This window comes from Herbaspirillum sp. 1130, assembly GCF_017833835.1.
In the GTDB taxonomy this organism is placed as follows: Bacteria; Pseudomonadota; Gammaproteobacteria; order Burkholderiales; family Burkholderiaceae_D; genus Herbaspirillum; species Herbaspirillum huttiense.
Map to the genome: position 1 here is coordinate 84,353 of NZ_JAFICQ010000008.1, position 23,892 is coordinate 108,244.

At 64.1% G+C, this 23,892-nt stretch carries 17 protein-coding genes; 10 read left to right on the forward strand and 7 right to left on the reverse strand.

All coding sequences use genetic code 11. From position 1 onward, the window contains the following. Nucleotides 1–277: 277 nt before the first annotated feature. Together JOD78_RS27225 and JOD78_RS27230 are read right to left on the reverse strand one after the other, a co-directional pair. On the reverse strand, nt 278–550 hold the full coding sequence (locus tag JOD78_RS27225; RefSeq protein WP_245202321.1) for a hypothetical protein: 273 nt from the start codon (nt 548–550) through the stop codon (nt 278–280). Next, on the reverse strand, nt 547–3,657 hold the full coding sequence (locus JOD78_RS27230; RefSeq protein WP_204727101.1) for an efflux RND transporter permease subunit: 3,111 nt from the start codon (nt 3,655–3,657) through the stop codon (nt 547–549). Before JOD78_RS27230 ends, JOD78_RS27225 begins: the two co-directional genes overlap by 4 nt. Nucleotides 3,658–3,827: 170 nt before the next feature. On the opposite strand from JOD78_RS27230, the gene JOD78_RS27235 reads away from it, so the two are divergent. Together JOD78_RS27235 and JOD78_RS27240 are read left to right on the forward strand one after the other, a co-directional pair. Further along, nucleotides 3,828–4,568: a response regulator gene (locus JOD78_RS27235; protein WP_209569245.1), complete on the forward strand. Its 741-nt coding sequence runs from the start codon at nt 3,828–3,830 to the stop codon at nt 4,566–4,568. A gap of 23 nt (nt 4,569–4,591) precedes the next feature. Further along, complete coding sequence (locus JOD78_RS27240) at nt 4,592–5,680, forward strand: ATP-binding protein (RefSeq protein ID WP_204727102.1); 1,089 nt, start codon at nt 4,592–4,594, stop codon at nt 5,678–5,680. Nucleotides 5,681–5,832: 152 nt separating this feature from the next. Here the strand turns inward: JOD78_RS27240 and JOD78_RS27245 are convergent, their stop codons facing one another. Beyond that, nucleotides 5,833–7,509 (reverse strand): methyl-accepting chemotaxis protein, encoded by a 1,677-nt coding sequence (locus JOD78_RS27245; RefSeq protein WP_134134424.1) that lies wholly within the window; start codon nt 7,507–7,509, stop codon nt 5,833–5,835. A gap of 351 nt (nt 7,510–7,860) precedes the next feature. Between JOD78_RS27245 and JOD78_RS27250 the strand changes: the two genes are divergently transcribed. Further along, on the forward strand, nt 7,861–9,024 hold the full coding sequence (locus JOD78_RS27250) for a branched-chain amino acid ABC transporter substrate-binding protein (RefSeq protein ID WP_227022552.1): 1,164 nt from the start codon (nt 7,861–7,863) through the stop codon (nt 9,022–9,024). A gap of 80 nt (nt 9,025–9,104) precedes the next feature. On the opposite strand, the gene ssb is transcribed toward JOD78_RS27250, so the two are convergent. Both ssb and JOD78_RS27260 read right to left on the reverse strand, forming a co-directional pair. After that, nucleotides 9,105–9,635 carry a single-stranded DNA-binding protein gene (gene ssb / locus JOD78_RS27255; protein ID WP_121045793.1) on the reverse strand — a complete coding sequence of 177 codons (531 nt, stop codon included), beginning with the start codon at nt 9,633–9,635 and terminating at the stop codon, nt 9,105–9,107. A gap of 18 nt (nt 9,636–9,653) precedes the next feature. After that, nucleotides 9,654–10,895 (reverse strand): MFS transporter, encoded by a 1,242-nt coding sequence (locus tag JOD78_RS27260; protein ID WP_084319844.1) that lies wholly within the window; start codon nt 10,893–10,895, stop codon nt 9,654–9,656. Nucleotides 10,896–11,434: 539 nt separating this feature from the next. Here JOD78_RS27260 and JOD78_RS27265 point away from each other — a divergent pair. The 3 genes from JOD78_RS27265 to JOD78_RS27275 all read left to right on the forward strand — a co-directional run bounded on the left by JOD78_RS27265 (nt 11,435) and on the right by JOD78_RS27275 (nt 17,316). Beyond that, nucleotides 11,435–13,189: a glycosyl transferase gene (locus JOD78_RS27265; protein ID WP_209569247.1), complete on the forward strand. Its 1,755-nt coding sequence runs from the start codon at nt 11,435–11,437 to the stop codon at nt 13,187–13,189. A 328-nt stretch (nt 13,190–13,517) separates the two neighbouring features. Then, entirely contained in the window at nt 13,518–16,385 is a 2,868-nt protein-coding gene (gene uvrA, locus JOD78_RS27270; protein WP_121045791.1) for an excinuclease ABC subunit UvrA, read from the forward strand. A gap of 163 nt (nt 16,386–16,548) precedes the next feature. After that, nucleotides 16,549–17,316, forward strand: a complete 768-nt coding sequence (locus JOD78_RS27275; RefSeq protein WP_209569249.1) for a phytanoyl-CoA dioxygenase family protein — start codon at nt 16,549–16,551, stop codon at nt 17,314–17,316. Between the two features lie 86 nt (nt 17,317–17,402). Here JOD78_RS27275 and JOD78_RS27280 read toward each other — a convergent pair whose 3' ends face one another. Together JOD78_RS27280 and JOD78_RS27285 are read right to left on the reverse strand one after the other, a co-directional pair. After that, nucleotides 17,403–19,058, reverse strand: a complete 1,656-nt coding sequence (locus JOD78_RS27280) for a methyl-accepting chemotaxis protein (RefSeq protein WP_121045789.1) — start codon at nt 19,056–19,058, stop codon at nt 17,403–17,405. 252 nt (nt 19,059–19,310) lie between these two features. Continuing rightward, a complete protein-coding gene (locus JOD78_RS27285) occupies nt 19,311–21,302 on the reverse strand; it encodes a cation:proton antiporter (protein WP_039784052.1) in 1,992 nt (663 codons plus the stop codon). A gap of 50 nt (nt 21,303–21,352) precedes the next feature. Between JOD78_RS27285 and JOD78_RS27290 the strand changes: the two genes are divergently transcribed. The 4 genes from JOD78_RS27290 to lptC are packed head-to-tail and all read left to right on the forward strand — an operon-like array spanning nt 21,353 to nt 23,863. Further along, complete coding sequence (locus JOD78_RS27290; RefSeq protein ID WP_209569251.1) at nt 21,353–21,679, forward strand: hypothetical protein; 327 nt, start codon at nt 21,353–21,355, stop codon at nt 21,677–21,679. Further along, entirely contained in the window at nt 21,676–22,704 is a 1,029-nt protein-coding gene (locus tag JOD78_RS27295; RefSeq protein ID WP_121045787.1) for a KpsF/GutQ family sugar-phosphate isomerase, read from the forward strand. Before JOD78_RS27290 ends, JOD78_RS27295 begins: the two co-directional genes overlap by 4 nt. Continuing rightward, a complete protein-coding gene (locus tag JOD78_RS27300) occupies nt 22,704–23,258 on the forward strand; it encodes an HAD family hydrolase (RefSeq protein WP_034331440.1) in 555 nt (184 codons plus the stop codon). The genes JOD78_RS27295 and JOD78_RS27300 overlap by 1 nt, the downstream gene beginning before the upstream one ends. After that, a complete protein-coding gene (gene lptC / locus JOD78_RS27305; protein ID WP_034331443.1) occupies nt 23,255–23,863 on the forward strand; it encodes an LPS export ABC transporter periplasmic protein LptC in 609 nt (202 codons plus the stop codon). Before JOD78_RS27300 ends, lptC begins: the two co-directional genes overlap by 4 nt. Nucleotides 23,864–23,892: the final 29 nt, after the last annotated feature.

The following is a 23,892-nucleotide window of genomic DNA, read 5'->3' on the forward strand; positions in this document are numbered from 1 at the left end:
AGTTTTACGTCCGTGCGCCGGCATCTTGCGCGCCCTGCGGGCAGCGTGAGGGGTGATGGCATTCTAGAGAGGGGCGGCTTTTTTCTTTAACCCAAATTGGCAGTCCGGCAGAGGCCGGACACGGCAGTGCCGCCACGTACTCCTGATGGATTGTAGGCGGCAGCCGTGCGAAAAAGTAAGGAAGGCAAGCCGGAAAGATGGCGGCACGGCCTGCACTGTGGCAAGCCGGCCGCACTGGCTGACGAAGCGCTGACGGTGCGCTCCCGAGGGAAGAGAATCAGGCCGCCACGCGGCGTTCGATGATCTCGTACGCACGCAGCATGCCGGCAATGCGCGCATGCTCGAAATCGAGATACAAAGGGCTGTCCTGCCGGTAACGCAGGATGCGCTTGCCGCCGTGGAAGATGCGCAGGCTCATCTCCCAGCCATGCTGCCCCTGAATCGCGATGACGCGGATATCGTAGTCGCGATACCGGGCGTGGTGGATCTGCCCGCGGTCGTTGAGGAGCCGGCGGCCATACAGCCGCAAATCACTGCGCGGACACATCATGCCTCCTGCACGCGCTGCGCGCTGCGGCGAACTCCCGCCCCCAGCACCAGCACGAAGAACAAGGGCACGAACAGGACCGCCAGCACCGTGGCACTGACCATGCCGCCGAACACGCCCGTGCCGATGGCGCGCTGGGTCTCGGCACTCGCGCCCGAGGCCAGCATCAGCGGCACCACGCCCAGCGCAAAGGCCAGCGAAGTCATGAGGATGGGCCGCAGGCGCAGCACCGCCGCCTTGATCGCCGCCTCCACCAGGCCCGCACCCTCGGCGCGCAACTGGCGCGCGAACTCGACGATGAGGATGGCATTCTTGGCCGAGAGCCCGATGACGGTAATCATGCCGACCTTGAAGAACACGTCATTGGGCATGTCGCGCAGGATCACCGCTGCGACCGCACCGATCAAGCCCAGCGGCACCACCAGCATGACCGACAGCGGAATGCGCCAGCTCTCGTACAAGGCCGCCAGCACCAGGAACACCACCAGCATCGACAAGGCCATCAGCATCGGTGCCTGGGCCGCCGACAGGCGTTCCTGCAGCGACTGGCCGGTCCATGCCACAGCAAAGCCGGGCGGCAGTTGCTTTGCCAAGCTTTCCATCTCCGCCATGGCATCGCCACTGGCCACGCCGGGCGCAGCACTGCCGGAGATGCGCACCGCCGGGAAGCCCTGGTAGCGCTGCAATTGAGTCGGCACCACCTGCCATTGGGCTTGTACCATTTCCGAGAGCGGCACCATGCCGCCGTTCTGGTTGCGCACATACAGCTTCATCAGGTCCTCGATCTGCATGCGCGATTGCGCCTGGGCCTGAATGATGACCTGCTGCATGCGGCCCGCATTGGGGAAATCATTTACATAGAAGGAACCCATGGCCGCCGAGAGCGTATCGCTGATGCTGGCAAAGGAAACGCCCAGCGCGGCCGCCTTGTGGCGATCCACATTGAGCTGCAGGCTCGCACCCGGTGGCAGGCCATCCGCATACACGCCCGCCAGCTTGGGGCTCTGTGCCGCCATTGCCAGCAGTTGCGCTTCGGCCGCCTTGAGCGCGGCGTGGCCCTGGTTGGCACGGTCCTGCAGGCGCATGGCAAAGCCGGAGGAATTGCCCAGCTCCTCGATGGCCGGCGGCAGCAGGCTCATGACCATGCCATCCACTCCGTTCTCCATGGCCGCCTGCGCATGCTGGGCCTCGATGGCGGCGGTGGAACCCTTGCGCTCCTTCCAGTCCTTCAGTTCGGTGAAGGCCATCGCCGCATTGGGGCCGGAACCGGAGAAACCGAATCCCAGCACCGACAGATTGGCACCGATATCCTCGCGCGTTTTCAGGTAGCGTTCGAACTGATCCACGGCACGCGCCGTGCGCTCGGTGGTGGCATCGGCGGGCAGCTGGAAGCTGGTCATGAAATAACCCTGGTCTTCTTCCGGCAGGAAGGCCGAAGGCAGCGCCCGCAAACCCAGCACCAGCAACAGCGACAGCGCGCCATAGAGCAGCATCATGCGCAGCCCGCGCGCGATCAAGCGGCCCAGCAGCGATTCATAGCGGCGCGTGAGGCGTGCGAAGGCACGGTTGAAGGCTCCGAAGAAACCACGCTTCTCGTGATGGCCGGGGGCCACCGGTTTGAGCAAGGTGGCGCACAGGGCCGGCGTCAGGCTCAGCGCCAGGAAGGCCGAGAACAGGATCGATACCGCCATGGCCAGCGAGAACTGGCGATAGATCACGCCCACCGATCCCCCGGCCAGCGCCATGGGAATGAAGACGGCGGTCAGCACCAGGGTGATGCCGATGATGGCACCGGTGATCTCCCCCATCGCCTTGATGGTGGCCTCGCGCGGACCCAGGCCTTCCTCGGCCATGATGCGCTCGACGTTTTCCACCACCACGATGGCGTCATCGACGATGATGCCGATGGCCAGCACCATGCCGAACATGGTCAGCACGTTGACCGAGTAGCCGGCCACCAGCATCACCGCCAGCGTGCCCAGCAGCGCGATGGGCGCGACGATGGCCGGGATGACGGTATAGCGCACGTTTTGCAGGAACAAATACATCACCAGGAACACCAGCACCATGGCCTCGATCAGGGTCTGCACCACTTTCTGGATGGAGATCTTGACGAAGGGCGCGGTGTTGTAGGGCAGCGAGAACTGCATGCCCTGCGGCAGGCTGGGGCGCAGTTCTTCCATGCGCGCCTGGATCGCTGCAGCCGTGCGGACCGCGTTGGCACCGGGTGAGAGCTGTACGGCGGCCACGCCTGCCGGCTTGCCGTCTTCACGGTTGGCGAAGGCATAGGATTGCGCGCCCAGTTCGACCCGGGCCACGTCGCCCAGCAGCACCCGCGAACCATCGGCCTTGGCCTTGAGCACGATGGAAGCGAACTGGTCCGGTGACTGCAACTGTCCTTGTACTGTCAGGGGAACGGCGATCTGCTGGCCCGGTACAGTTGGCGTATCGCCCAGGCGTCCGGGAGCAATCTGTGCGTTCTGCTGGCTGACCGCTGTACTGATATCTGTCACGGACAGTCCGAAGGCATTGAGCTTGAAGGGATCGATCCAGATCCGCATCGCCTGCTCGGCACCGAACAGTTGCACGCGGCCGACGCCGTCGACGCGGCGCAGTTCTTCGACGATGTTGCGAGCCAGGTAATCGTTGAGGCGGATTTCATCATGGCGGCCGTCCACCGAGGTCAGGCTGACCATGAGCAGGAAGCCCGAGGCCGCCGACTCCACGGTCACGCCGTTCTGGCGCACCGTTTGCGGCAGGCGCGCTTCGATGGCCTTGAGCTTGTTCTGCACGTCGACCTGGGCCAACTCCGGATCAGTGCCGGGCTTGAAGGTCACGGTGATCTGGGCGCTGCCCGAGGTATCGGCCGAGGATTCGAAATAGAGCAGGTTCTTCACGCCCGACAGTTCGCGCTCGATCAGGCTGATGACGCCATCGTTCATGGTCTGCGGCGTGGCCCCCGGATAGGTGGCGTTGATCGTCACGCTGGGCGGGGCCACCGAGGGATAGCGGGCAATGGGCAACTGGCTCATGGCGATCACGCCGAAGAGCACGATGAACAGCGCGACCACCCAGGCAAAGATGGGGCGGTCGATAAAGAAGCGAGGCATGCAGGAACTCCATCGGGGGAAACACGCGAAGGACTGCGCCTGCCGGTCAACCCACGGCATTTTTGCCGCACGGGCTGCCCGACAGTACAATCGCGAGCGAAGGCGGAGTCTGGGGCATGCGCGTGAGGTTTGCGCGATACAACGATGGAGTTTTGATGGAGAACGCAAGAATGGCGGCAACCCAAGTGAAAGCCGGCGAGGCCGCACCGGCCACGGGTGCGCTGATCCTCATCGCCGAGGATGCACCCGAGATCGCCGAGATCCTGGCCGCCTACCTGGCCCGCAGCGGCATGCGCAGCGTGCATGCGGCCGATGGCGCGCGGGCACTGGAGCTGCATCTCTCGCTCAAGCCGGACCTGGTGCTGCTCGATATTCAGATGCCGCAGGTCAATGGCTGGCAGGTGCTGGCGCAGATCCGCCAGCGCGACAACACGCCGGTCATCCTGCTCACCGCGCTGGACCAGGACGTGGACAAGCTCACGGGCCTGCGCATCGGTGCTGATGACTACGTGGTCAAGCCTTTCAACCCGGCCGAAGTGGTGGCGCGCGTGGAAGCGGTACTGCGCCGCAGCCTGCCGCGCGAGGAGCGCGAAGACCGCCGCATCCTGCGCGCCCCGCCCTTCGTGATCGATTTCGAACAGCATGAGGTGGTGGCCGAAATCGAGGGCGTGAGCCACACGCTGATGCTGACACTGACCGAATTCAAGCTGCTGGCACAACTGGCACGCGCCCCGCGCCGCGTATTCAGCCGTGCCGAACTGCTGGCCACCTGCCTGCCCGAGGGCGACACCCTGGAACGCACCGTGGACAGCCACGTCAGCAAGCTGCGCAAGAAGCTGGAAGACCTCGGACTGGCCGGTAACCCGGTGAGCATCCGCGGGGTCGGCTACCGCTTCCAGCAGGGCGGCTGATTGCACGCACCCGATACGCATCCATGAAACCCGGCATCGATCTCCTGACCCTCTGGCGCGGCAAGGGACTGGCGCGCCAGATCATCAGTTCCGTCGCCATCCTGGCACTGACCATCATGCTGATGGTGCTGCTGGGGTCTTACGCGTTTTATTCGACGCTGTTCATCTTCCTGCCCACGGCGCTATCTGCACCAGACAGCTGGCTGCCCTCGCCCGCTGAATGGGGCTGGATCTTCGTGACCACGCTCATCGGCGTGGCCATTGCGGTGTGGGTGGCCATCCGGTTATCGCGCCGCATCCTCACGCCTTTGAATTCGGTGGCCACCAGTTTGCGCCGCGTGGCGCAGGGTGACCTGGCCGCGCGCGCCGCCGCAGACCGGCAGCCGCTGGACGAAGCCTCGCAACTGATCAGCGATTTCAACGCCATGGCCGAACGGCTGGAGCGGGTGCAGCAGGAACGCATCTTCTGGAACGCCGCGATTGCGCACGAGCTGCGCACGCCGGTGACGATCCTGCGCGGGCGTCTGCAGGGCCTGGCCGATGGCGTGTTCCAGCCCGATCCGGCGCTCTTTTCCAGCCTGCTGGTGCAGGTGGAAGGACTGGGCCGGCTGATCGAGGACTTGCGCATCGTGGGGCTGGCCGAGAGCGGCCACTTGCGCATCCAGCTGCAGCAGGCCGATCTGCGGCAGGAGATCATGACGGTGCTGAAAGCCTGTGAATCGGCGCTGCACGACAAGGGTTTCACGCTCACCCTGGCGCTGGGCGCGGAGCGCCCGGCATGCGACCCGGTACGCATCCGCCAGGCACTGCTGGCGCTGCTGGAGAATGCCCTGCAACACGCCACGCCGGGCCCCTTGCGCATCAGTACCCTGGTCGTCGATGGCCAGCATTGCCTGCGCGTGGAGGACAGCGGTCCTGGCCTGTCCGCCAGCGACGCGCAGCGCATCTTCGATGCCTTCCAGCGTGGGCCCCGTACCGGCGACACGGCCGCCAAGGGTAGCGGGCTGGGACTGGCCGTAGTGCGGGCCATTGCCAGCGCGCATGGCGGCACGGTGGATTGCCAACCCTCGACCCTGGGCGGTGCCTGCTTCGAGTTGCGCTGGCCGAAATGAAACCGGAGGCCACCACGTCTCCCTGAAAATCGCCCGCCTCTTCACTCCGCTAGCGGCCTGGCCCCCGCCTGGGCCGCATGGACGGCAGCCTGCTGAAGTTCTTTTCATATCGCCCTCCAGCCCCCGCCAGTGGGCGTTCGTGTTCGCCTGCGCTAGGTCTTGAAGGCCCCGACCAGTCCGCTGAGCTTGTGGGCCTGCTCCTGCATCGACTCGGCGGCGGCCGAGGCCTGCTCCACCAGGGCGGCATTCTGCTGGGTCACGTTATCCATCTGGCTGATCGCCTGCTGGATCTGCTCCACGCCGGCGGACTGCTCCTGGCTGGCCGTACTGATGCCGGCAATGATTTCGGTTACGCGTTGTACGCTGGCGACCACTTCATCCATGGTGGAGCCGGCCTGGTTGACCAGCGTGCTGCCGGCATCGACCTTGGAGACCGAGTTGTCGATGAGTTCCTTGATCTCCTTGGCGGCGGCCGCCGAACGTTGCGCCAGGTTGCGCACCTCGCTGGCGACCACCGCAAAACCGCGGCCCTGCTCGCCGGCCCGGGCCGCTTCCACGGCGGCGTTGAGTGCCAGGATATTGGTCTGGAACGCGATGCCGTCAATCACGCCGATGATGTCGACGATCTTCTTCGACGAGGCATTGATGGCCCCCATCGTCTCCACCACCTGCGAGACCACGGCTCCGCCGCGCTGCGCCACCGCCGACGCCGTACTGGCCAGTTCGCTGGCCAGTACGGCGTTGCTGGCATTCTGCTTGACGGTGGAGGTGATCTCTTCCATCGAGGACGCGGTTTCTTCCAGCGAACTGGCTTGCTGCTCGGTGCGGGTGGACAAATCCAGCGTACCGGCCGCGATCTCGGTGGCGGAATTGTCGATGCGATGGGCACCGTCGCGCACATCGGTAACGATGATTTGCAGGCCGGTCTGCATGGTCCGCAGCGCTTCCAGCAATTCACCGGTTTCGCCCCTGACGTGGTGGCTGATCTCGGCCGTCAGGTCGCCCTGCGCCACCCGGCGTGCCACACTGGCGGCATGCGCGAGCGGATCTCGGATAGCCTTGTAGACCAGCATGAGCGTACAGGCCAGCACCACCACCGCCACCCCCATCAGGGCGTAGAAGATCCGCGCCATGGTGGCCGAATGCGCCCTGGCCGCTTCCACCTGGGCCAGGGTGCGGGCGTCCAGCATGGCGAAGAACTGGTCTACCGGGCGCATGATCCTGGCCTTGTTCACGTGGTAGGCATGGTCGTGCATGAGTTCGCGTGCACGGACCAGGTCGGGTTCGCCGCGCCGGGTGAAGTTGCCTTGCGCATCTTCGTAGAGGCCCTTGACCATGTTCATGGCCACCGTTTCAGTCTTGACCAGGGCATCCGAATTGGCCTTGGCTTCGCTGAGCTTGGCCAGTTCGGCGTCGGTGAAGCCGGCCTCGCGCATCAGCGCGATCAGGGCGACGCTGCGCGAACTGTCGGGACGCGGTGGCTTGCCATCGGCGGCGACGAAATCCCAGTAGATGCGGCCATAGTTTTCCGGGCGGGGCTTCTTGCCATCGCGGATGTCGAGGATCGCCTGGTACTGTTTTTCATAGGCGGGGTCAGCCGTGATGACGTAGGTGCGTGCCAGGCGGGTCAGGTCGTCCGAACTCTGGCGCAATTCGGTGGCCAGCTGGAACGAGGCGTAGCGGCTCTCGTTGGCGGCATTGAGCGTGGCGTCGCTGCGTTCCAGCGCCAGCGCTACCAGCGCGATGGCCAGCATGAGCGCACTGATGACGCCGGTAAGCAGGATGAAGATCTGGCGGATGGTAAAACGGCCTATGAATGAGACGTTCATGAAAACCCCGTTGGAAAGAGTGGATGCAATCGGAACGGTCCAGCCGCCTGCGCTCCGAATTGAGCTACTTCAAATCACTTGACCCATTCAAAAATCATTAAATATGATATTTTATGGAGCCAAATTGCGAAATTTAGTTTATTGAGGAAATTCAATATTTCAATGTAATTTGATGAAGAGCTTGGTTTTTTTTTCCGGGATCAAATGAGGCGGTGCGATGCGATCCTTGCACGTGGCGCATGGCCCGATGGCGCCAGGGTGTGTATATTGGACCGCGTACCTGTGCAGAAATAACAACCATCACAAGATCAAGGTCCCGGGCAGGTTCCGCCGGGAATGGGGGGAAGTGAGATGCGCAAAGTCACCATCATGAGGGCGGCCTGGATCGCCCTGCTTGTCTGTCTGCAGCCGTGGACGATGCGGCCGGCCGAGGCCGAGGAAGTCCGCCAGGTGACGCTGGGCCTGAGTGCCTGGATCACGCAGCCGATCGTGCAGAGTGCCTGGCACGGTGCGGAGCTGGCGGTGGAGGATGCCAACGCCATGGCCGCCAGGAAGAAATCTTCATGGCGTTTTCGCCTGCTGGCCCAGGATGACCAGGGGTCGGCCAATTTCGGCGTGAATGTCGCCCGTTATTTCATCAAGGAAAAAGTCGCGGGGGTCATCGGGCCCTGGAGCAGCGACGCGGCCATGGCCACGGCCGAACTGTACGAGGCGGCCCGCATCCCGCAGATCGGCTTTACGGCCGGCACCAGCCAGTGGACCAGCCAGGGCAATCGCATGCCGTTCCGGGTCGTGGGCGGAACCGCCGAGGTCGGCCTGACGATGGCCGAGGTGATCACCACCGACCTGAAGGGCAAGCGGGTCTTCGTCGTCCACAATGACTCGGCCTACAGCAATGCCCTCACCGATGAACTGACCGCGCGCCTGGTCAACCGGCCGGGACTGACCGCCACCCGCTATCTGGTCGGCCGGCGCACGACTGACTTCAATGCCACCATCAAGGCGGCCAATCAGTATCAGGCGGATGTGATCGTGTTCCTCGCGCTGTTTCCGCAGGCGGCAGCGTTCATGGAGGAAGTCCGGCGCTCCGGAACGGAGGCCAAGGTGTTGCTGGTGGGCGGGGCCAGCAGCCTGTCCTTCGGCGAGGCGGCGCTGCCGCAGGCCTACGTGCTGGAATATGAACTGGCACGTGAGCAGTGTCCGCGCTGGAAGGCGTTCACCCAGGCCTATATGCGGCGCTACAACGTCGCCCCCAGTCCTTATTCCTACTATGCCTATGACGCGGCCAGCGTGTTGATCGCCGCCATCCTGCAAAGCGACTCGACCGATGGCGAAAAGATCGCGGCCAGCTTGCGCCAGCTACGCCATGCGGGACTGAGCGGACCGATCAGTTTTGCGGCCGGCGGTGCCAATGCGGCACCGCGCTTCCGGCTGTACCAGTATCGCAGCAGGGGGCAATGGCAGCAGGTGGGCGTGTTTCCGCGCGGCGCGGGGATCAACGAGAAATGCCAGTAAGCGGAACCTGCAAAGCAAAAGGCCCGTTCCCGGGGGGGAACGAGCCTTTGGACTGCCTGGCGTAATGAAACGAGGTCCGATCAGAAGGGGATATCGTCGTCCATGTCCGAGAAGTTCGGCGCCGGGCGCTGGGCCGGCTGCTGGCGCGGGGCACCGCCGCCACCTGCTGCGCCACCGCCGGCGCTCTGGCGCGGAGCACCGCCGCCGTAGCTGCCGCCACCGCCGCCGCCACCGTAGCCGCCTTCGTCCATGCCACCGCCACCGCCGCCCGCACCCTGGCGGCCGCCCAGCATCTGCATGGTGTCAGCGATGATTTCGGTGGTGTAGCGTTCGACGCCTTCCTTGTCCTGCCACTTGCGGGTCTGCAGGCGGCCTTCGACGTAGATCTGCGAGCCCTTCTTCAGGTACTGGCCGGCGATTTCAGCGAGCTTGCGGTAGAAGGTGATGCGGTGCCATTCGGTGAGCTCCTTCTTTTCGCCGGTGTTCTTGTCCTTCCAGCTTTCGGTCGTGGCGACGGCGATGTTGGTGACGGCTTCGCCGTTGGGCATGTAGCGGGTTTCCGGATCGCGCCCGAGATTGCCGACGATGATGACTTTGTTGACCGATGCCATTGTTTCTCCTGAATACGTTTAGGCTGTTGCACCCGCCGCCTGCGCAGCGCGGCGCGGCAGGTTTTTCATGTTAGCCGCGATTATAAGCCAGGTCAGGGTGAGGACGGCTGAGAGAAGAAATACGGCGGAATTCCCCACATTTTGTTTGAGCCAGCCCCCCAAGGCGCCGCCACAGGACAGTCCCAGCGCCTGCAAGGTGTTGTAGACACCGAGCGCCGCGCCCTTGGCGGCCGGCGGCGCAATGCGCGACACCAGCGAAGGCTGCGCCGCCTCCAGGATGTTGAAGGCGACGAAAAACAGGAACAGCAGCGCCACCAGCATCCACACCTGCGCCAGCGGATGCGAGAGCACCGCCCAGAAACCCAGTTGCACCAGCAGCATCAATCCGATGGCGCCGAGGAAGACCGGTTTCATGCGGCCATATTTCTCGGCCACGAAGATCGGCGGCAGCATCAGCACGAAGGACGCCAGTACCACCGGCAGGTAGATCTTCCAGTGCTCGCCCAGCGGGATGCCGGCCAGTTGCACCAGCGCCGCCGGCACCACCATGAACATGGCGACCTGGGTCAGGTGCAGGGTGAACACGCCAAAGTTGAGTCGCAGCAACTCCGCATGGCGCAACACCTCGGACAGCGAGACGCGACGTGCCGCCACCATCGGTGCGGCCGGGACCACCCACACCACCACCGCGATGGCGATCAGCGACAGGATGCCCGTCAGGCCGAAGATGCCGCCCATGCCGATGGACTTGTAGAGCAGCGGCGAGGCCACCATCGACACCGCAAAGGTCACCCCGATGGAGGCACCGACCATGGCCATGGCCTTGGTGCGGTGTTCTTCCCGGGTGGAATCGGCGATGAAGGCCGTGATGGCCGCCGAAATCGCGCCCGAGCCCTGCAGCGCGCGTCCGATCAGCAGCCACAGCACGCTGTGGGCAGCGGCCGCCACGAAGGAACCCAGCGCAAACAGTAGCAGCCCGATGACGATGATGCGCTTGCGCCCGTAGCGGTCGGAAGCGATGCCGTAAGGAATCTGGCCGAACGCCTGCGCCAGGCCGTAGATGCCCAGGGCGATGCCGACCAGGGTGTCGCTGTCACCGCCGGGCAGGCTGTGGGCGTGCACTGCGAACACCGGCAGCACCAGGAACAGGCCCAGCATGCGCAGGGAAAAAATGGAGGCAAGGGAAACGCTGGCGCGCACCTCGGCGCGCGACATGCCGGATTTTTCAGGCTGTGCGGTGGAACGGGAGTGGTGGGACATACGGTTCGTGACTGGCGTTGGCGACTGCCCGGCCCTGCAAGTAAAACCCGGCCGGGGCAAAAGCCGTATGGTAACAGGATAGTCCGGCTGACCGGCAGCACCGCCCAGCCCCTGCACTCCCGGCCCGCAGGATTGAGGCACTTCCATGTGCTGCGTCAACTTCCGCGGCCCCGCCGGATGGTGACAGCGGGACGGGAGTGTCGCGAATCTTCACAACTTTCCTGACAAACCTGTCATGTTAGGTACACCTTATGCCAAAATAGCGCATTGCTCATTTTTTCTGCAGTGCTCATAACAGCCGCCCCTTCCTGAACGGAAGATTTCAGCCCGGCCATAAACTTCGCCAAGAAAAAGAAGGCAATCACGCGTAATGGGGGGGAGAACCCGGACGCAGAGGATGGCGAACAGGTCAAGCGGTGTCCCGCATGCGGCGGCACGCTGGTGTCGTGCGCATCCTCGATGTCCTCCGGTTTTCAGTTTTTTTCCGTTTTTTGTTTGTTGCGCTGGCGGCGCAGGCCGCTCGCATCCGTATATTCAGCATGTTCCTATTTGATTCGCTCAACGAAGGCAAGACGAGCACTTCCCGCTCTGCGCAACCGGTCTCTGCTGCCGGCGAGCAAGCCCTGCCCGCCCGTCTGGCCTGGCTGCTGCTGATCCTGGCCGGTGCCGCCTGGCTGCTGCCGGGCGTGTTCGGCCATGGTCCCTGGAAACAGGATGAGACCTATACCTTCGGCATGATCCATCACATGCTGGTCTCCGGCGAGTACCTGGTTCCCACCAATGCCGGCCAGCCCTTCATGGAAAAGCCGCCGCTGTACTACTGGACCGCCGCGTTGCTGGCCAAGCTGGCCTATCCGCTGCTGCCGTATCACGAGGGCGCGCGCCTGGCCAGCGTGCTCTACAACCTGGTCACGCTGGTGTTCGTGGCCAGGATTGCCAAGATGATGTGGGGCCAGCGCAGCCTGATGAGCCTGCCGGTACTGGCTACCCTGGCCCTGTTCGCCGGTACGCCGGGCATGGTCAAGCACGCCCACGACATGTTCACCGACGTGGCCCTGGTCACCGGCGGCGTCATGGCCACCTACGGCCTGCTGGCCATCGCCCTCAACGAGGAGCGCCGCACGCCCGCGTGGAGCGCGGCCTTCTGGTTCGGCCTGGGGGTGGGCATCACCGAGATGACCAAGGGCCTGTTCGTGCCGCTCACCTTCGCCGCCACGGCGATGGCCGTCGGCGTGATGGTGCCGGCCTGCCGCTCGCGCTCGTACTGGAAGATGGTCGGCACCGCCGTGCTGGTCTCGCTGCCCTTCTTCGTGATCTGGCCGGCACTGCTGGCCCAGCACTCCATGCCCTTGTTCATGGAATGGTTCTGGGACAACAACGTCGGCCGCTTCTTCGGCTTCTCGGTCAAAAAACTGGGCTCGGACAACGACCACACCGTGATCCTGCGCGCCCTGGGCGGCTTTGCCCTGCCCGGCTCGGTACTGGCGCTGGTGGCGCTGGGCAGCGGCGACTGGCGTCAGGTCGGCACCAGCAAGGTGGCGCTGCCGCTGGCCTTTGGTGCCATCAGCCTGGCCGTGCTGCAGAGCTCCGCCACTGCCCGCCAGCTCTATCTGCTGCCGGTACTGCTGCCGCTGGTGATGCTGGGCGCGCGCGCCCTGCCGCGCCTGCCGGCGCTGGCCAACCTGGCGTGGGACTGGTTCTCGCGCCTGGCCTTCGGGGCGCTGGCCGTGGGGATCTGGGCGACCTACATCGTCTCCACCTGGCCGGCCGACCAGCACCAGCCCATCGCGTTCATGGGCAAGTGGCTGCCGCTGAGCTTCGTGACGCCGATCCAGCCGCTGGCCGTGCTGGCCGCGGGCGCCATGAGCATCCTGTGGATCGCCTCGCTGGGCCTGCTGAGCCGTGCCGGCCAGTGGCGTGGCGCGTTCTCGTGGTTTGGCGGGATCACCCTGATGTGGGGCCTGGCTTTCACATTGCTGCTGCCCTGGGCCGATTACGGCAAGAGTTATGAATATGTCTACGCCGATCTCCAGGCCAAGATCGGTCCGGCCTGGCAAGAGGGCGATTGCATGGCCAGCCAGGCACTGGGCGAATCGGAGGCGCCGATGCTGTACTACTACACCGGCATCCTGCACCAGCCCATCGACGGCGGCCGCCACACCGCATGCCGCTGGCTGATCCAGGAGATGCCCGACGCCGGCAAGCGTCCGCATGGTCACTGGACCCTGTTCTGGGAAGGCCGCCGCGACGGCGATGAAGGACAGTTGTTCAAGATCTACGAACGCGCCCACTGAGGGCAAGCGATTGCATGACAAGAAACTGCCGGCCACGCGCCGGCTTTTTCTTGTCTGCTTCATCATTCATCAGCAATCCCTGCACCGGATCCGCCACGCAGACGATTTCCTGCGGCATTTGCGCTGCAAGGCCATGGCTTTTTCCACGGCCGCGCTTTCAATTCGACGATGCATGCCCACATGGGTCATCTGCCGCTGCAGCCCCGCCTGCCGGCCATTCGCAGTCCTGTTATAGTTACATGTTGTCCCCATCGCTGCTCCGCACAATGCGTGATCGCTCATCGGCTGATCGCACGCGGGGGCAGGCAACCCCTAGCTGAAGGCATCCATGGAAGAAATTCGCATTCGCGGCGCACGTACGCACAATCTCAAGAATATCAACCTAGACCTCCCCCGCAACAAGCTCATCGTCATCACTGGCCTGTCCGGTTCGGGCAAGTCGTCGCTGGCCTTCGATACCTTGTATGCCGAGGGGCAGCGCCGCTACGTGGAGTCGCTGTCGGCCTACGCGCGCCAGTTCCTGCAGCTGATGGAAAAGCCCGATGTCGACATGATCGAAGGCCTGTCCCCGGCCATCTCGATCGAACAGAAGGCGACGTCGCACAACCCGCGCTCCACCGTCGGTACCGTCACCGAGATCCACGACTACCTGCGCCTGCTGTACGCCCGCGTCGGCACGCCCTATTGCCCGGACCACCCCGAACATCCGCTGGAGGCGCAATCGGTCTCGCAGATGGTCGACGCAGTCCTGGCGCTGCCGGAAGACACCAAGCTGATGATCATGGCCCCCGTGGTGGCCAACCGCAAGGGCGAGCACGCCGACCTGTTCGAGGAGATGCAGGCCCAGGGCTTCGTGCGCTTCCGCATCCAGAGCGGCACCGGGTCGGCCAAGGTCTACGAGGTCGATGACCTGCCCAAGCTGAAGAAGACCGAGAAGCACACCATCGACGTCGTCATCGACCGCGTCAAGGTCAAGGCGGAGATCAAGCAGCGCCTGGCCGAAAGCTTCGAGACCGCGCTGCGCCTGGCCGATGGCCGCGCCATTGCGCTGGAAATGGACAGCGGCAAGGAACACCTGTATTCCAACAAGTTCGCCTGCCCCATCTGCGGCTATTCGCTGCAGGAGCTGGAGCCGCGCCTGTTCTCCTTCAACAACCCGATGGGTGCCTGCCCGGAATGCGATGGCCTGGGCCACATCGAGTTCTTCGATCCCAAGCGCATCGTGGCTTTCCCCAATTTGTCGCTGGCCTCGGGCGCGATCAAGGGCTGGGATCGCCGCAACCAGTTCTACTTCCAGATGTTGACCAGCATCGCTGCCTACTACGGCTTCGACCTCGATGTGCCTTTCGAGCAGCTCGATGACAAGGCCCAGCAGGCAGTGCTGTACGGTTCGGGCCGCCAGACCATTCCGTTCGCCTACGTCAACGAGCGTGGCCGCACGGTGGTCAAGGAGCATACCTTCGAAGGCGTGGTCAACAACCTGCAGCGCCGCTATCGCGAAACCGATTCGATGGCGGTCAAGGAAGAACTGGCCAAGTTCATCAACGAGAAGCAATGCCCGTCCTGCCACGGTGCCCGCCTGCGGGTGGAAGCGCGCTATGTGAAGGTCGGTGCAGGCAAGCAGCAGCGTGCCATCTACGAAGTCGCTGCCACGCCGCTGCGCGAGACCCTGTCCTTCTTCGAGACCCTGAAACTGACCGGTGCCAAGAAGGAAATCGCCGACCGCATCATCAAGGAAATCGTCTCGCGCCTGACCTTCCTCAACAACGTCGGCCTGGACTATCTCTCGCTGGAACGCAGCGCCGATACGCTCTCCGGCGGCGAAGCCCAGCGCATCCGCCTGGCTTCGCAGATCGGCTCGGGACTGACCGGCGTGATGTACGTGCTGGATGAACCTTCCATCGGCCTGCACCAGCGCGACAACGACCGCCTGATCGATACCCTCAAGCATTTGCGCGACATCGGCAACACCGTGCTGGTGGTGGAGCACGATGAAGACGCCATCCGCACTGCCGACTACGTGGTCGACATGGGCATCGGCGCGGGCGTGCATGGCGGTGACGTGATCGCCCATGGTTCGCTGCCGGACATCCTCAAGAACAAGAAGTCGCTGACCGCCAAGTACCTGAACGGCTCGCTGGAAATCGCCGTGCCCAAGAAGCGCACGCCCTGCGATGAATCGCGCATGCTGACCATCACGGGCGCCACCGGCAACAACCTCAAGAATGTGGACCTGGAACTGCCGGTGGGCCTGCTGACCTGCGTGACCGGGGTCTCCGGTTCGGGCAAGTCGACCCTGGTCAACGACACGCTGTACCTGTCGGCGGCACGCCACCTGTACGGTTCGCAAACCGAACCGGCCGAGCACGAAGCCATCGGCGGACTGGAACACTTCGACAAGGTGATCGCGGTGGACCAGGCACCGATCGGCCGCACGCCACGCTCCAACCCGGCCACCTACACGGGCCTGTTCACGCCGATCCGCGATCTGTTCGCCACCGTGCCCATGGCCAAGGAACGCGGCTACAGCGCCGGACGTTTCTCCTTCAACGTCAAGGGCGGCCGCTGCGAAGCCTGCCAGGGCGATGGCGTCATCAAGGTGGAAATGCACTTCCTGCCGGACGTGTATGTGCCCTGCGATGTCTGCCACGGCAAGCGCTACAACCGCGAAACGCTGGAAGTGCAGTACAAGGGCAAGAACATCACCGAGATCCTGGACATGACGGTGGAAGACGCGCACGAGTTCTTCAAACCCGTGCCGCTGATCGCGCGCAAGCTGCAGACCCTGCTCGATGTGGGCCTGGGCTACATCAAGCTGGGCCAGAGCGCCACCACGCTCTCGGGCGGCGAGGCGCAGCGCGTGAAGCTGTCGCTGGAATTGTCCAAGCGCGATACCGGCCGCACGCTCTACATCCTGGATGAGCCGACCACCGGTCTGCACTTCCACGATATCGACCTGCTGTTGAAAGTGATCCATCGCCTGCGCGACCAGGGCAATACGGTGACCATCATCGAACACAACCTGGACGTCATCAAGACCGCCGACTGGATCATCGATCTCGGTCCCGAAGGCGGTGCCGGCGGTGGCCGCATCGTGGCGGCCGGTACGCCGGAGGACGTGGCGAAGAATCCGGCCAGCGTCACCGGCAAGTACCTGGGTCCGCTGCTGAAGAAGAAGTCGAAGCAAGAAAAATAAGTCCGGACTTGCGCACGCGCAAACGATACAGAATTGCTGCCCATCTGTATCTTGCGCTGCGCCGGCCATGGCATACAGTCATGCACCTGGCCGCCATCCGGCGCACAATGAAGGCTCGCCCGTCCGCCATGGACGGGCTGCCGTGCAACCCCGAAAGTCCATCATGTCGAACCCGCTGTCACCCGCCCAGGTCGCCTTCTTCCGCGAACAGGGCTATCTCCTGCTCAAGGGCATGGTCCCTGACGCCCTGCGCGAACGCCTGCTCGCCGTCACCCAAGATCACCTGCAACGTGCGGTCGCACCGCTGGAATACGAAGCCGAAGTCGGCTACGAAGGCGCTCCCGCCTCGCTGGAGGCCGAAGGCGGCCGCACCGCGCGGCGTCTGCGGGCGGCCTGGCAGCGCGATCCGGTGTACCGCGAATGGGCCGCCGATCCGCAACTGGTCGCCATGCTGCATCAGTTGTTCGAGGAACCGGTCTGCCTCACGCTGGCGCATCACAACTGCATCATGACCAAGCACCCGGCCTTCGGCACCGCCACCGGCTGGCACCGCGACATCCGCTACTGGTCCTTCCCGCGCAATGAATTGATTTCGGTGTGGCTGGCGCTGGGTGCGGAAACGCCGGAGAACGGTGCGCTCAAATTCATCCCCGGCTCGCACAAGCTCAAGCTGCAGCCGGAACAGATGGATGAACTGGATTTCCTGCGCCCCGACGTGGCCGCCAACCAGGCCCTGTTTGCGCAGGGCATTGCGCTGTCACTGGCGCCGGGCGACGTGGTGCTGTTCCACAGCGGCCTGTTCCATGCCGCCGGCCGCAACGACAGTGAACAGGTCAAGTGTTCGGCCGTGTTCGCCTATCACGGCAAAAGCAATCCGCCCCTGCCCGGTACCCGTTCGGCTGCGTCCGAGGATGTGGCCCTGGACACTTGAACGACTGTACTGGCTGGGGGCGGATCACTGTACCGGCAAGGTCGAAGCGACCGTACCGGTACGGAAAGACGCGGTGACTTGCGGTGTCAGTGAAGCAGCAAGCCACCCTTGCCGGGCAGGGCCGCTGATGCCGGTACAGCCACCGTAACAGTTGCGCGCGCGGCCACCGCTTGAGCTGCCGGTACGCCGGCGACGGCAGTACCGCCGAGCCGGAACACGCTGACCGCTTCCGACAGGCGCGCCGCCTGTTCCTGCATGGACTGTGCGGCGGCTGCGGCCTGTTCCACCAACGCGGCGTTCTGCTGCGTGGTTTCATCCATCTGCGTGATGGCGTTGTTGACCTCCTCGATGCCCTGGCTCTGCTCCTGCCCGGCTGCACTGATGTCGGTCACCACTTCGCTCACGCGCTGCACGCTCCTGACCACTTCGTCGATGGTCTGTCCGGCTTGTGCCACCAGGGCACTGCCGGTCCCCACCCGCGTGACCGAATCATCGATCAGGACCTTGATCTCCTTGGCTGCGGCCGCAGAACGCTGTGCCAGTGAACGCACTTCCGACGCCACCACGGCGAAGCCGCGTCCCTGCTCACCCGCGCGCGCCGCTTCCACTGCGGCGTTCAGGGCAAGGATGTTGGTCTGGAAGGCGATGCCATCGATCACGCTGATGATGTCGACGATCTTGCTGGAAGACTGATTGATGGAACTCATGGTATCGACCACCTGGCGCACCACCTCGCCCCCGCGCACCGCCACTTCGGAAGCGGAGTGCGCCAGTTCCTTGGCTTGCTGCGCACTGTCGGCATTGTGGCGCACGGTGGAGGTCAGCTGTTCCATGGCGGACGCCGTTTCTTCGAGCGCCCCGGCTTGCTGCTCGGTGCGCGAGGAGAGATCGAGGTTGCCATGCGCGATTTCGCTGGAAGCGGTGGCAATGGTATCCGTGCTCAGGCGCACCTGGCCGACGATGCCCTGAAGGTTGTCATTCATCTGCCGCAGCGCCTGCATCAGCTGGCCGGTTTCATCCTGGCTGTGGACGTCGATCTGCTGGGTGAGGTCTCCGGCAGCCACGGCCTGGGCCACGGTGACCGCACGCTGCAGCGGACGCGAAATCGCCCGCACCAGCAGCACGCCCATCAGCAGCGCCACGAACAAACCCGCTGCCATGGCCACGCCCATCACCACCAGCAGGGTCTGGTAACGCTGCTGCGCCTGTTCGTGCAGCTCGCGCCCGACCGTACGCTGCAGGTCCATCAGTTGCGCCAGCGTGGTATGTGCATCGGCGTAGAGCTTGAGCATGACGCCGCCATACAGTTCGATCGCACCTTGGAAGTCGCGATTGCGCAAGGCTTCGGCCGCCGGCTTGATGCCATCGGTGACGAACTTCTGGCGCTGGGGAATGAGCTTGTCCAGCAGCACGCGTTCATCGCTGGTGAGCTGGGTGTCCTGGTATTGCTTGACGATGGCGTCGTTGGCCTTGATGGCCTTCTCGATCCGGTCCATGTTGGCATCGATGTCGCCGGAGTCGCCGACGATGGAGGTGGAGATGCCATTGCGCGCCGCATCCAGCGCCGCCGACATGCGCTCCAGCTGGGAGAAGGCGACCAGGCGGTCTTCATAGAGCGAGCGCATCTGCGCATTGGTCGAACGCAATCCGACCAGGCCCAATACGCCTGAGCCGACCAGCATCAGCGCCAGAAAGCCGATGACGAAAATCAGGCGTGCCCTGATGGTTAATTTGCTGAACATGTTCCTCCCGGACTTCACTTTTGTTTTCTCTACAACGGATTCATTGTGTGGACCCGTAGTCCTGATGCGTCCAGCGCGCGCCGATAAGGCCGCGTCGCTGCCACCCGGAAACACTAGCATTTCCCGTACCAGGGGAACAGGTCCGGGATGTGGGAAGTGAACATTTATTTTTGGCAGGCTGGAATGATGAGCAGATGTGCTGAAGTGTGCGGCGCGAGCCGCTGCGCATCGGCTGCCAGCGGCGCTCTCCGGCTATTTGCTGAGCAGGCGTTTTTCGGCGCGCAGGATGGCTTCGGAACTGCCGCGCAGCACCACGATGTCGCCGGCCATCAGTTCGGTGTCTTGCGGCGCTTCCAGCCGTTGCTTGCCGCGTCGCAGCATGGCGACTTCGGCACCACATTGGGCCGGCAGGTCGATGTCGGCCAAGGTGTGGCCGATGGCGCTGGCACCGCCGATGAGGGTGACCGATTGCAGACGCACGTTCATGCCCACGCCATCGGCTTCGGCATCGGACATGCCGTGGAAATAACCGCGCAGAGAAGCGTAACGTTCATCGCGCGCATCCTGCACGCGGTGCACCACGCGGCGCAGCGGCACGCCCAGCATCACCAGCGCATGCGAGGCCAGCATGAGGCTGCCTTCCAGCGCTTCCGGCACGACTTCGGTGGCACCGGCGGCCAGCAGCTTTTCCAGGTCGGCATCATCGTGGCTGCGCACGATCACCGGCAGCTCCGGTTCCAGCTCGTGGGCGTGATGCAAGACTTTCAATGCCGAGGGTGTGCTGGCATAGGTCACCACCAGCGCCGCCGCGCGGTGGATGCCGGCGGCCACCAGGCTCTCGCGCCGGGCGGCATCGCCGTAGGAAACATTGGCGCCCCCATTGCGGGCGTCCTGCACCAGTTCCGGATCCATCTCCAGGGCGTGGTAGGCGATCCCCTCCTCTTCCAGCAGGCGCGCCAGGCTCTGGCCGCTGCGGCCGAAGCCGGCGATGATCACGTGCTTCTGCACACCCATGGTGCGGGTCGCCAGTTGCGTCAGGGCCAGCGATTGCAGCATCCATTCATTGGCCGACAGCTTCATGACGATGGCGTCGGACTGGGCCAGGATGAAGGGCGTGGCCAGCATCGACAGCACCATCGCGGCCAGGATCACCTGGATCAGCATGGGATCGACCAGCTTGAGGCCGCCGGCCTGGCTCAGCAGCACGAAGCCGAACTCGCCGGCCTGCGCCAAGCCCAGGCCCACGCGCAGCGCCACACCGGTGGTGGAGCCGAACAGGCGCGCCAGTCCGGCGATGAGGGCAAACTTGAGCAGGACCGGCCCGGTCAGCAGCAGCAACACCAGGAACCAGTGATCCACCAGCGTGCGCACATTGAGCAGCATGCCGATGGTGATGAAGAACAGGCCCAGCAGCACATCGCGGAAGGATTTGATGTCTTCTTCCACCTGATGCTTGAACTCGGTCTCGGAAATCAGCATGCCGGCGATGAAGGCCCCCAGCGCCAGCGAGAGGCCGGCCTTCTCGGTGATCCAGGCCGCGCCCAGGGTGATCAGCAGCAGGTTCAGCATGAACAGTTCCTGCGAGCGCCGCTTGACCACGATGCGGAACCAGCCGCGCATGAGCTTGCTGCCGAAGAACAGCAGCAGCGCCAGCACCACCAGCGCCTTGCCCACCGCCCAGCCCAGCGTGACCATGATGTTGCCGGAATTGTTGGCCAGCGCCGGCACGACGATCAGCAGCGGCACCAGCGCCAGATCCTGGAACAGCAGCACGCCGAGGATGCGGCGGCCGTGTTCGGTCTCCAGCTCCAGCCGCTCGGTAAGCAGCTTGGAAACGATCGCCGTGGACGACATGGTCAGCGCCCCGCCCAGCGCAAAGGCCGCCTGCCAGCTGACGTTGGCGAACTGCGGCAGCACCATGGCCGCGCCCCAGGCCACCAGCATGGTGGTGGCAATGGTCGCCGCCACCTGTGCCACGCCCAGGCCGAAGACAATATGGCGCATGGCCGAGAGCTTGGAGAGCGAAAACTCCAGACCGATGGAAAACATCAGGAACACCACGCCGAACTCGGCCAGCGCATGGGTGGTTTCATTGTCCTCGGCAAAAGCCAGGCCGTGTGGGCCGATGATGATGCCCACCACCAGGTAGCCCAGCATCGGCGGCAACTGCATCATGCGGAAGGCGACCACGCCAAGGACTGCGGCAGCCAGAAGGAAAAGGGTCAGTTCCAGTCCGGAAAACATTGCTGTTGGGGTTTCTTGTCAAAAGCCGCCGGGCTGCGGCGGGGTTCGATATGAATGAATTTGTAAAATTGGCAACGCACCAGCAAAAGGCAGTTCACCTGACCAGTGTGCAATATGAAGGAAAGCCTTGGGCGGCGAGGCGCGAAATCGCCTTGAAATTCATACGTGTGGCTCCACAACAGCAGAGTAATTCACCGCGACCGGAAGCCCTCCGCGCCTGCTGCGATGCCATGCCCCATCCCGGCGATGGCCGGAAATCCCCCGTGGCAGCGGTGCTGCGGCGCGATGCAACGCTGCATATCACGTCAAATCCGGCAGCATTCCCTTACATCTGGCAAGTTTTTTGCTTTGCTAATTCGTTTATACTTCGGTTATGAGTGTAACCGATGACAAAACCACGCCTGCATCTTTTTCGGCCGGGGCTGCCCGCCGTGCCATCGCACTGGCACGCCAGACCCTGCAGATCGAAGCCGATGCCATCCTGGCCCTGAAAGACCGCCTGCGCGACGACAGCGCCGACCCCCTGGCACTTGCCGTGCAGACCTTGCTGCAATGCGAGGGACGTGCGGTGGTCTCGGGGATCGGCAAGTCCGGCCATGTCGGCCGCAAGATCGCCGCCACCCTGGCCTCTACCGGCACCCCCTCGCTGTTCATGCATCCGGCCGAAGCCGCGCACGGCGACCTGGGCATGGTGACGGCGCGCGATGTCTTCATTGCCATTTCCAATTCCGGTGAAACGGCCGAGCTGCTGGCCATCGTGCCCATCGTCAAGCGCATGGGTGCGGTGATCATCGCCATGACCGGCAATGACCAGTCCACTCTGGCCAAGCTGTCCGCCGTCCACCTCAACGTGGGCGTGGCGCAGGAAGCCTGTACCCTCAACCTGGCCCCGACCGCCAGCACCACGGCCACGCTGGCCATGGGCGACGCGCTGGCGGTGTCGCTGCTGGATGCGCGCGGCTTCGTCGAGGAAGATTTTGCGCGCTCCCATCCCGGTGGTGCACTGGGCCGCCGCCTGCTGACCCACGTGCGCGACGTGATGCGCAGCGGCGAGGCGATTCCCGCCGTGCGCCCGGACGTGTCGCTGTCGGCAGCGCTGATGGAAATCACCCGCAAGGGCATGGCCATGACCGCCGTGGTGGATGAGCAGTTCCGCCCGGTCGGCGTCTTCACCGACGGCGACCTGCGCCGCTTGCTGGAGCGTGGCCAGGACTTTTCCAAGTTTTACATCGCCGACGTCATGCATGCCAATCCGCAGACCGTCAACCAGGACCAGCTGGCCGTGGATGCCGTGCAATTGATGGAACAATTCCGCATCAACCAGCTGCTGGTTACCGATGCGGCCGGCGTGCTCACGGGCGCGCTGCACATCCACGATCTCACTCGCGCCAAGGTGATCTGATGAACGCGCCAGCCTTCGCCAGCACCCTGCCCGCTGCCGCGCTCGCCAAGGCGGCAACGATCCGCCTGATGATCTTCGACGTGGATGGCGTGCTCACCGATGGCGGCCTGTTCTACGGCGAGGACGGCGAGGCCTTCAAGCGCTTCAACGCGCTCGATGGCCACGGCATCAAGATGATGCAGCAATACGGCACCGCTGCCGCCATCATCACCGCGCGCCAGTCGCCCTATGTGCTGCGCCGTGCGCGCGATCTCGGCATCGCCCATGTATTCCAGGGCATCCACGACAAGCGCCAGGCCTTCGAACAGCTGCTGCAGCAGGTGCAGTTGACGCCGCAGGATTGCGGCTACCTGGGCGACGACATCATCGACCTGCCGGTACTGACCCGCGTCGGATTCAAGGCCTGCGTGGCCAACGGCCATCGCGAGGTGAAGTCGCGCAGCGACTACGTGACCCAGGCCAGCGGCGGCCATGGTGCCGTGCGCGAGATCTGCGACCTGGTGCTGGCAGCACAAGGCAACTACGAGGCGGCCCTCGCGCCGTACCTGGCATGAGCGGGCGCAGCGGAGAACGCAACGCCGAGCGCATCCGCCTGGCGGTGATTCTGGTGATCCTGATCGCCGGTGCCCTGGGCAGCTTCTGGGTGATGCAGGCCATGCGGGCCGCGGGTGACCAGCAACCGGCGCAGCGTCCGCGTGGCAAACCCGACTACTACCTGGAAAACTTCAACTACGTGCGCATGGGCCCGACCGGTCTGCCGCGCTATGACGTTGCGGGAACGAAGATGGTGCACTACCCCACGGATGACTCCTTCGAGATCACCAAGCCGGTGGTGCACAACCTGGACCAGAACCAGGCACCGATGGAGCTTTACTCGGATACCGCGCGCGTCACCGACGACCAGACGCAGATCCACATGTACGGCAACGCCAACGCCATCCGCGCGCCCTACAAGGGCCGCGAGCAGATGCACCTGGTGTCGGAATACCTGCTGCTGTTGCCTGACGATGAAATCGTCAAGACCGACAAGCCGGTGGCCATGACCATGGGCACCACGCGCCTGAACGGCGTGGGCATGGTGGCCAACAATGCGACCCAGGTGGTGCAGCTGTTCGGCAATGTCCGCGGCTATTACGAGCCCACTCCGAAGAAACGCTAAGCCGGATGACTCCGGGATAAAAACGCCAA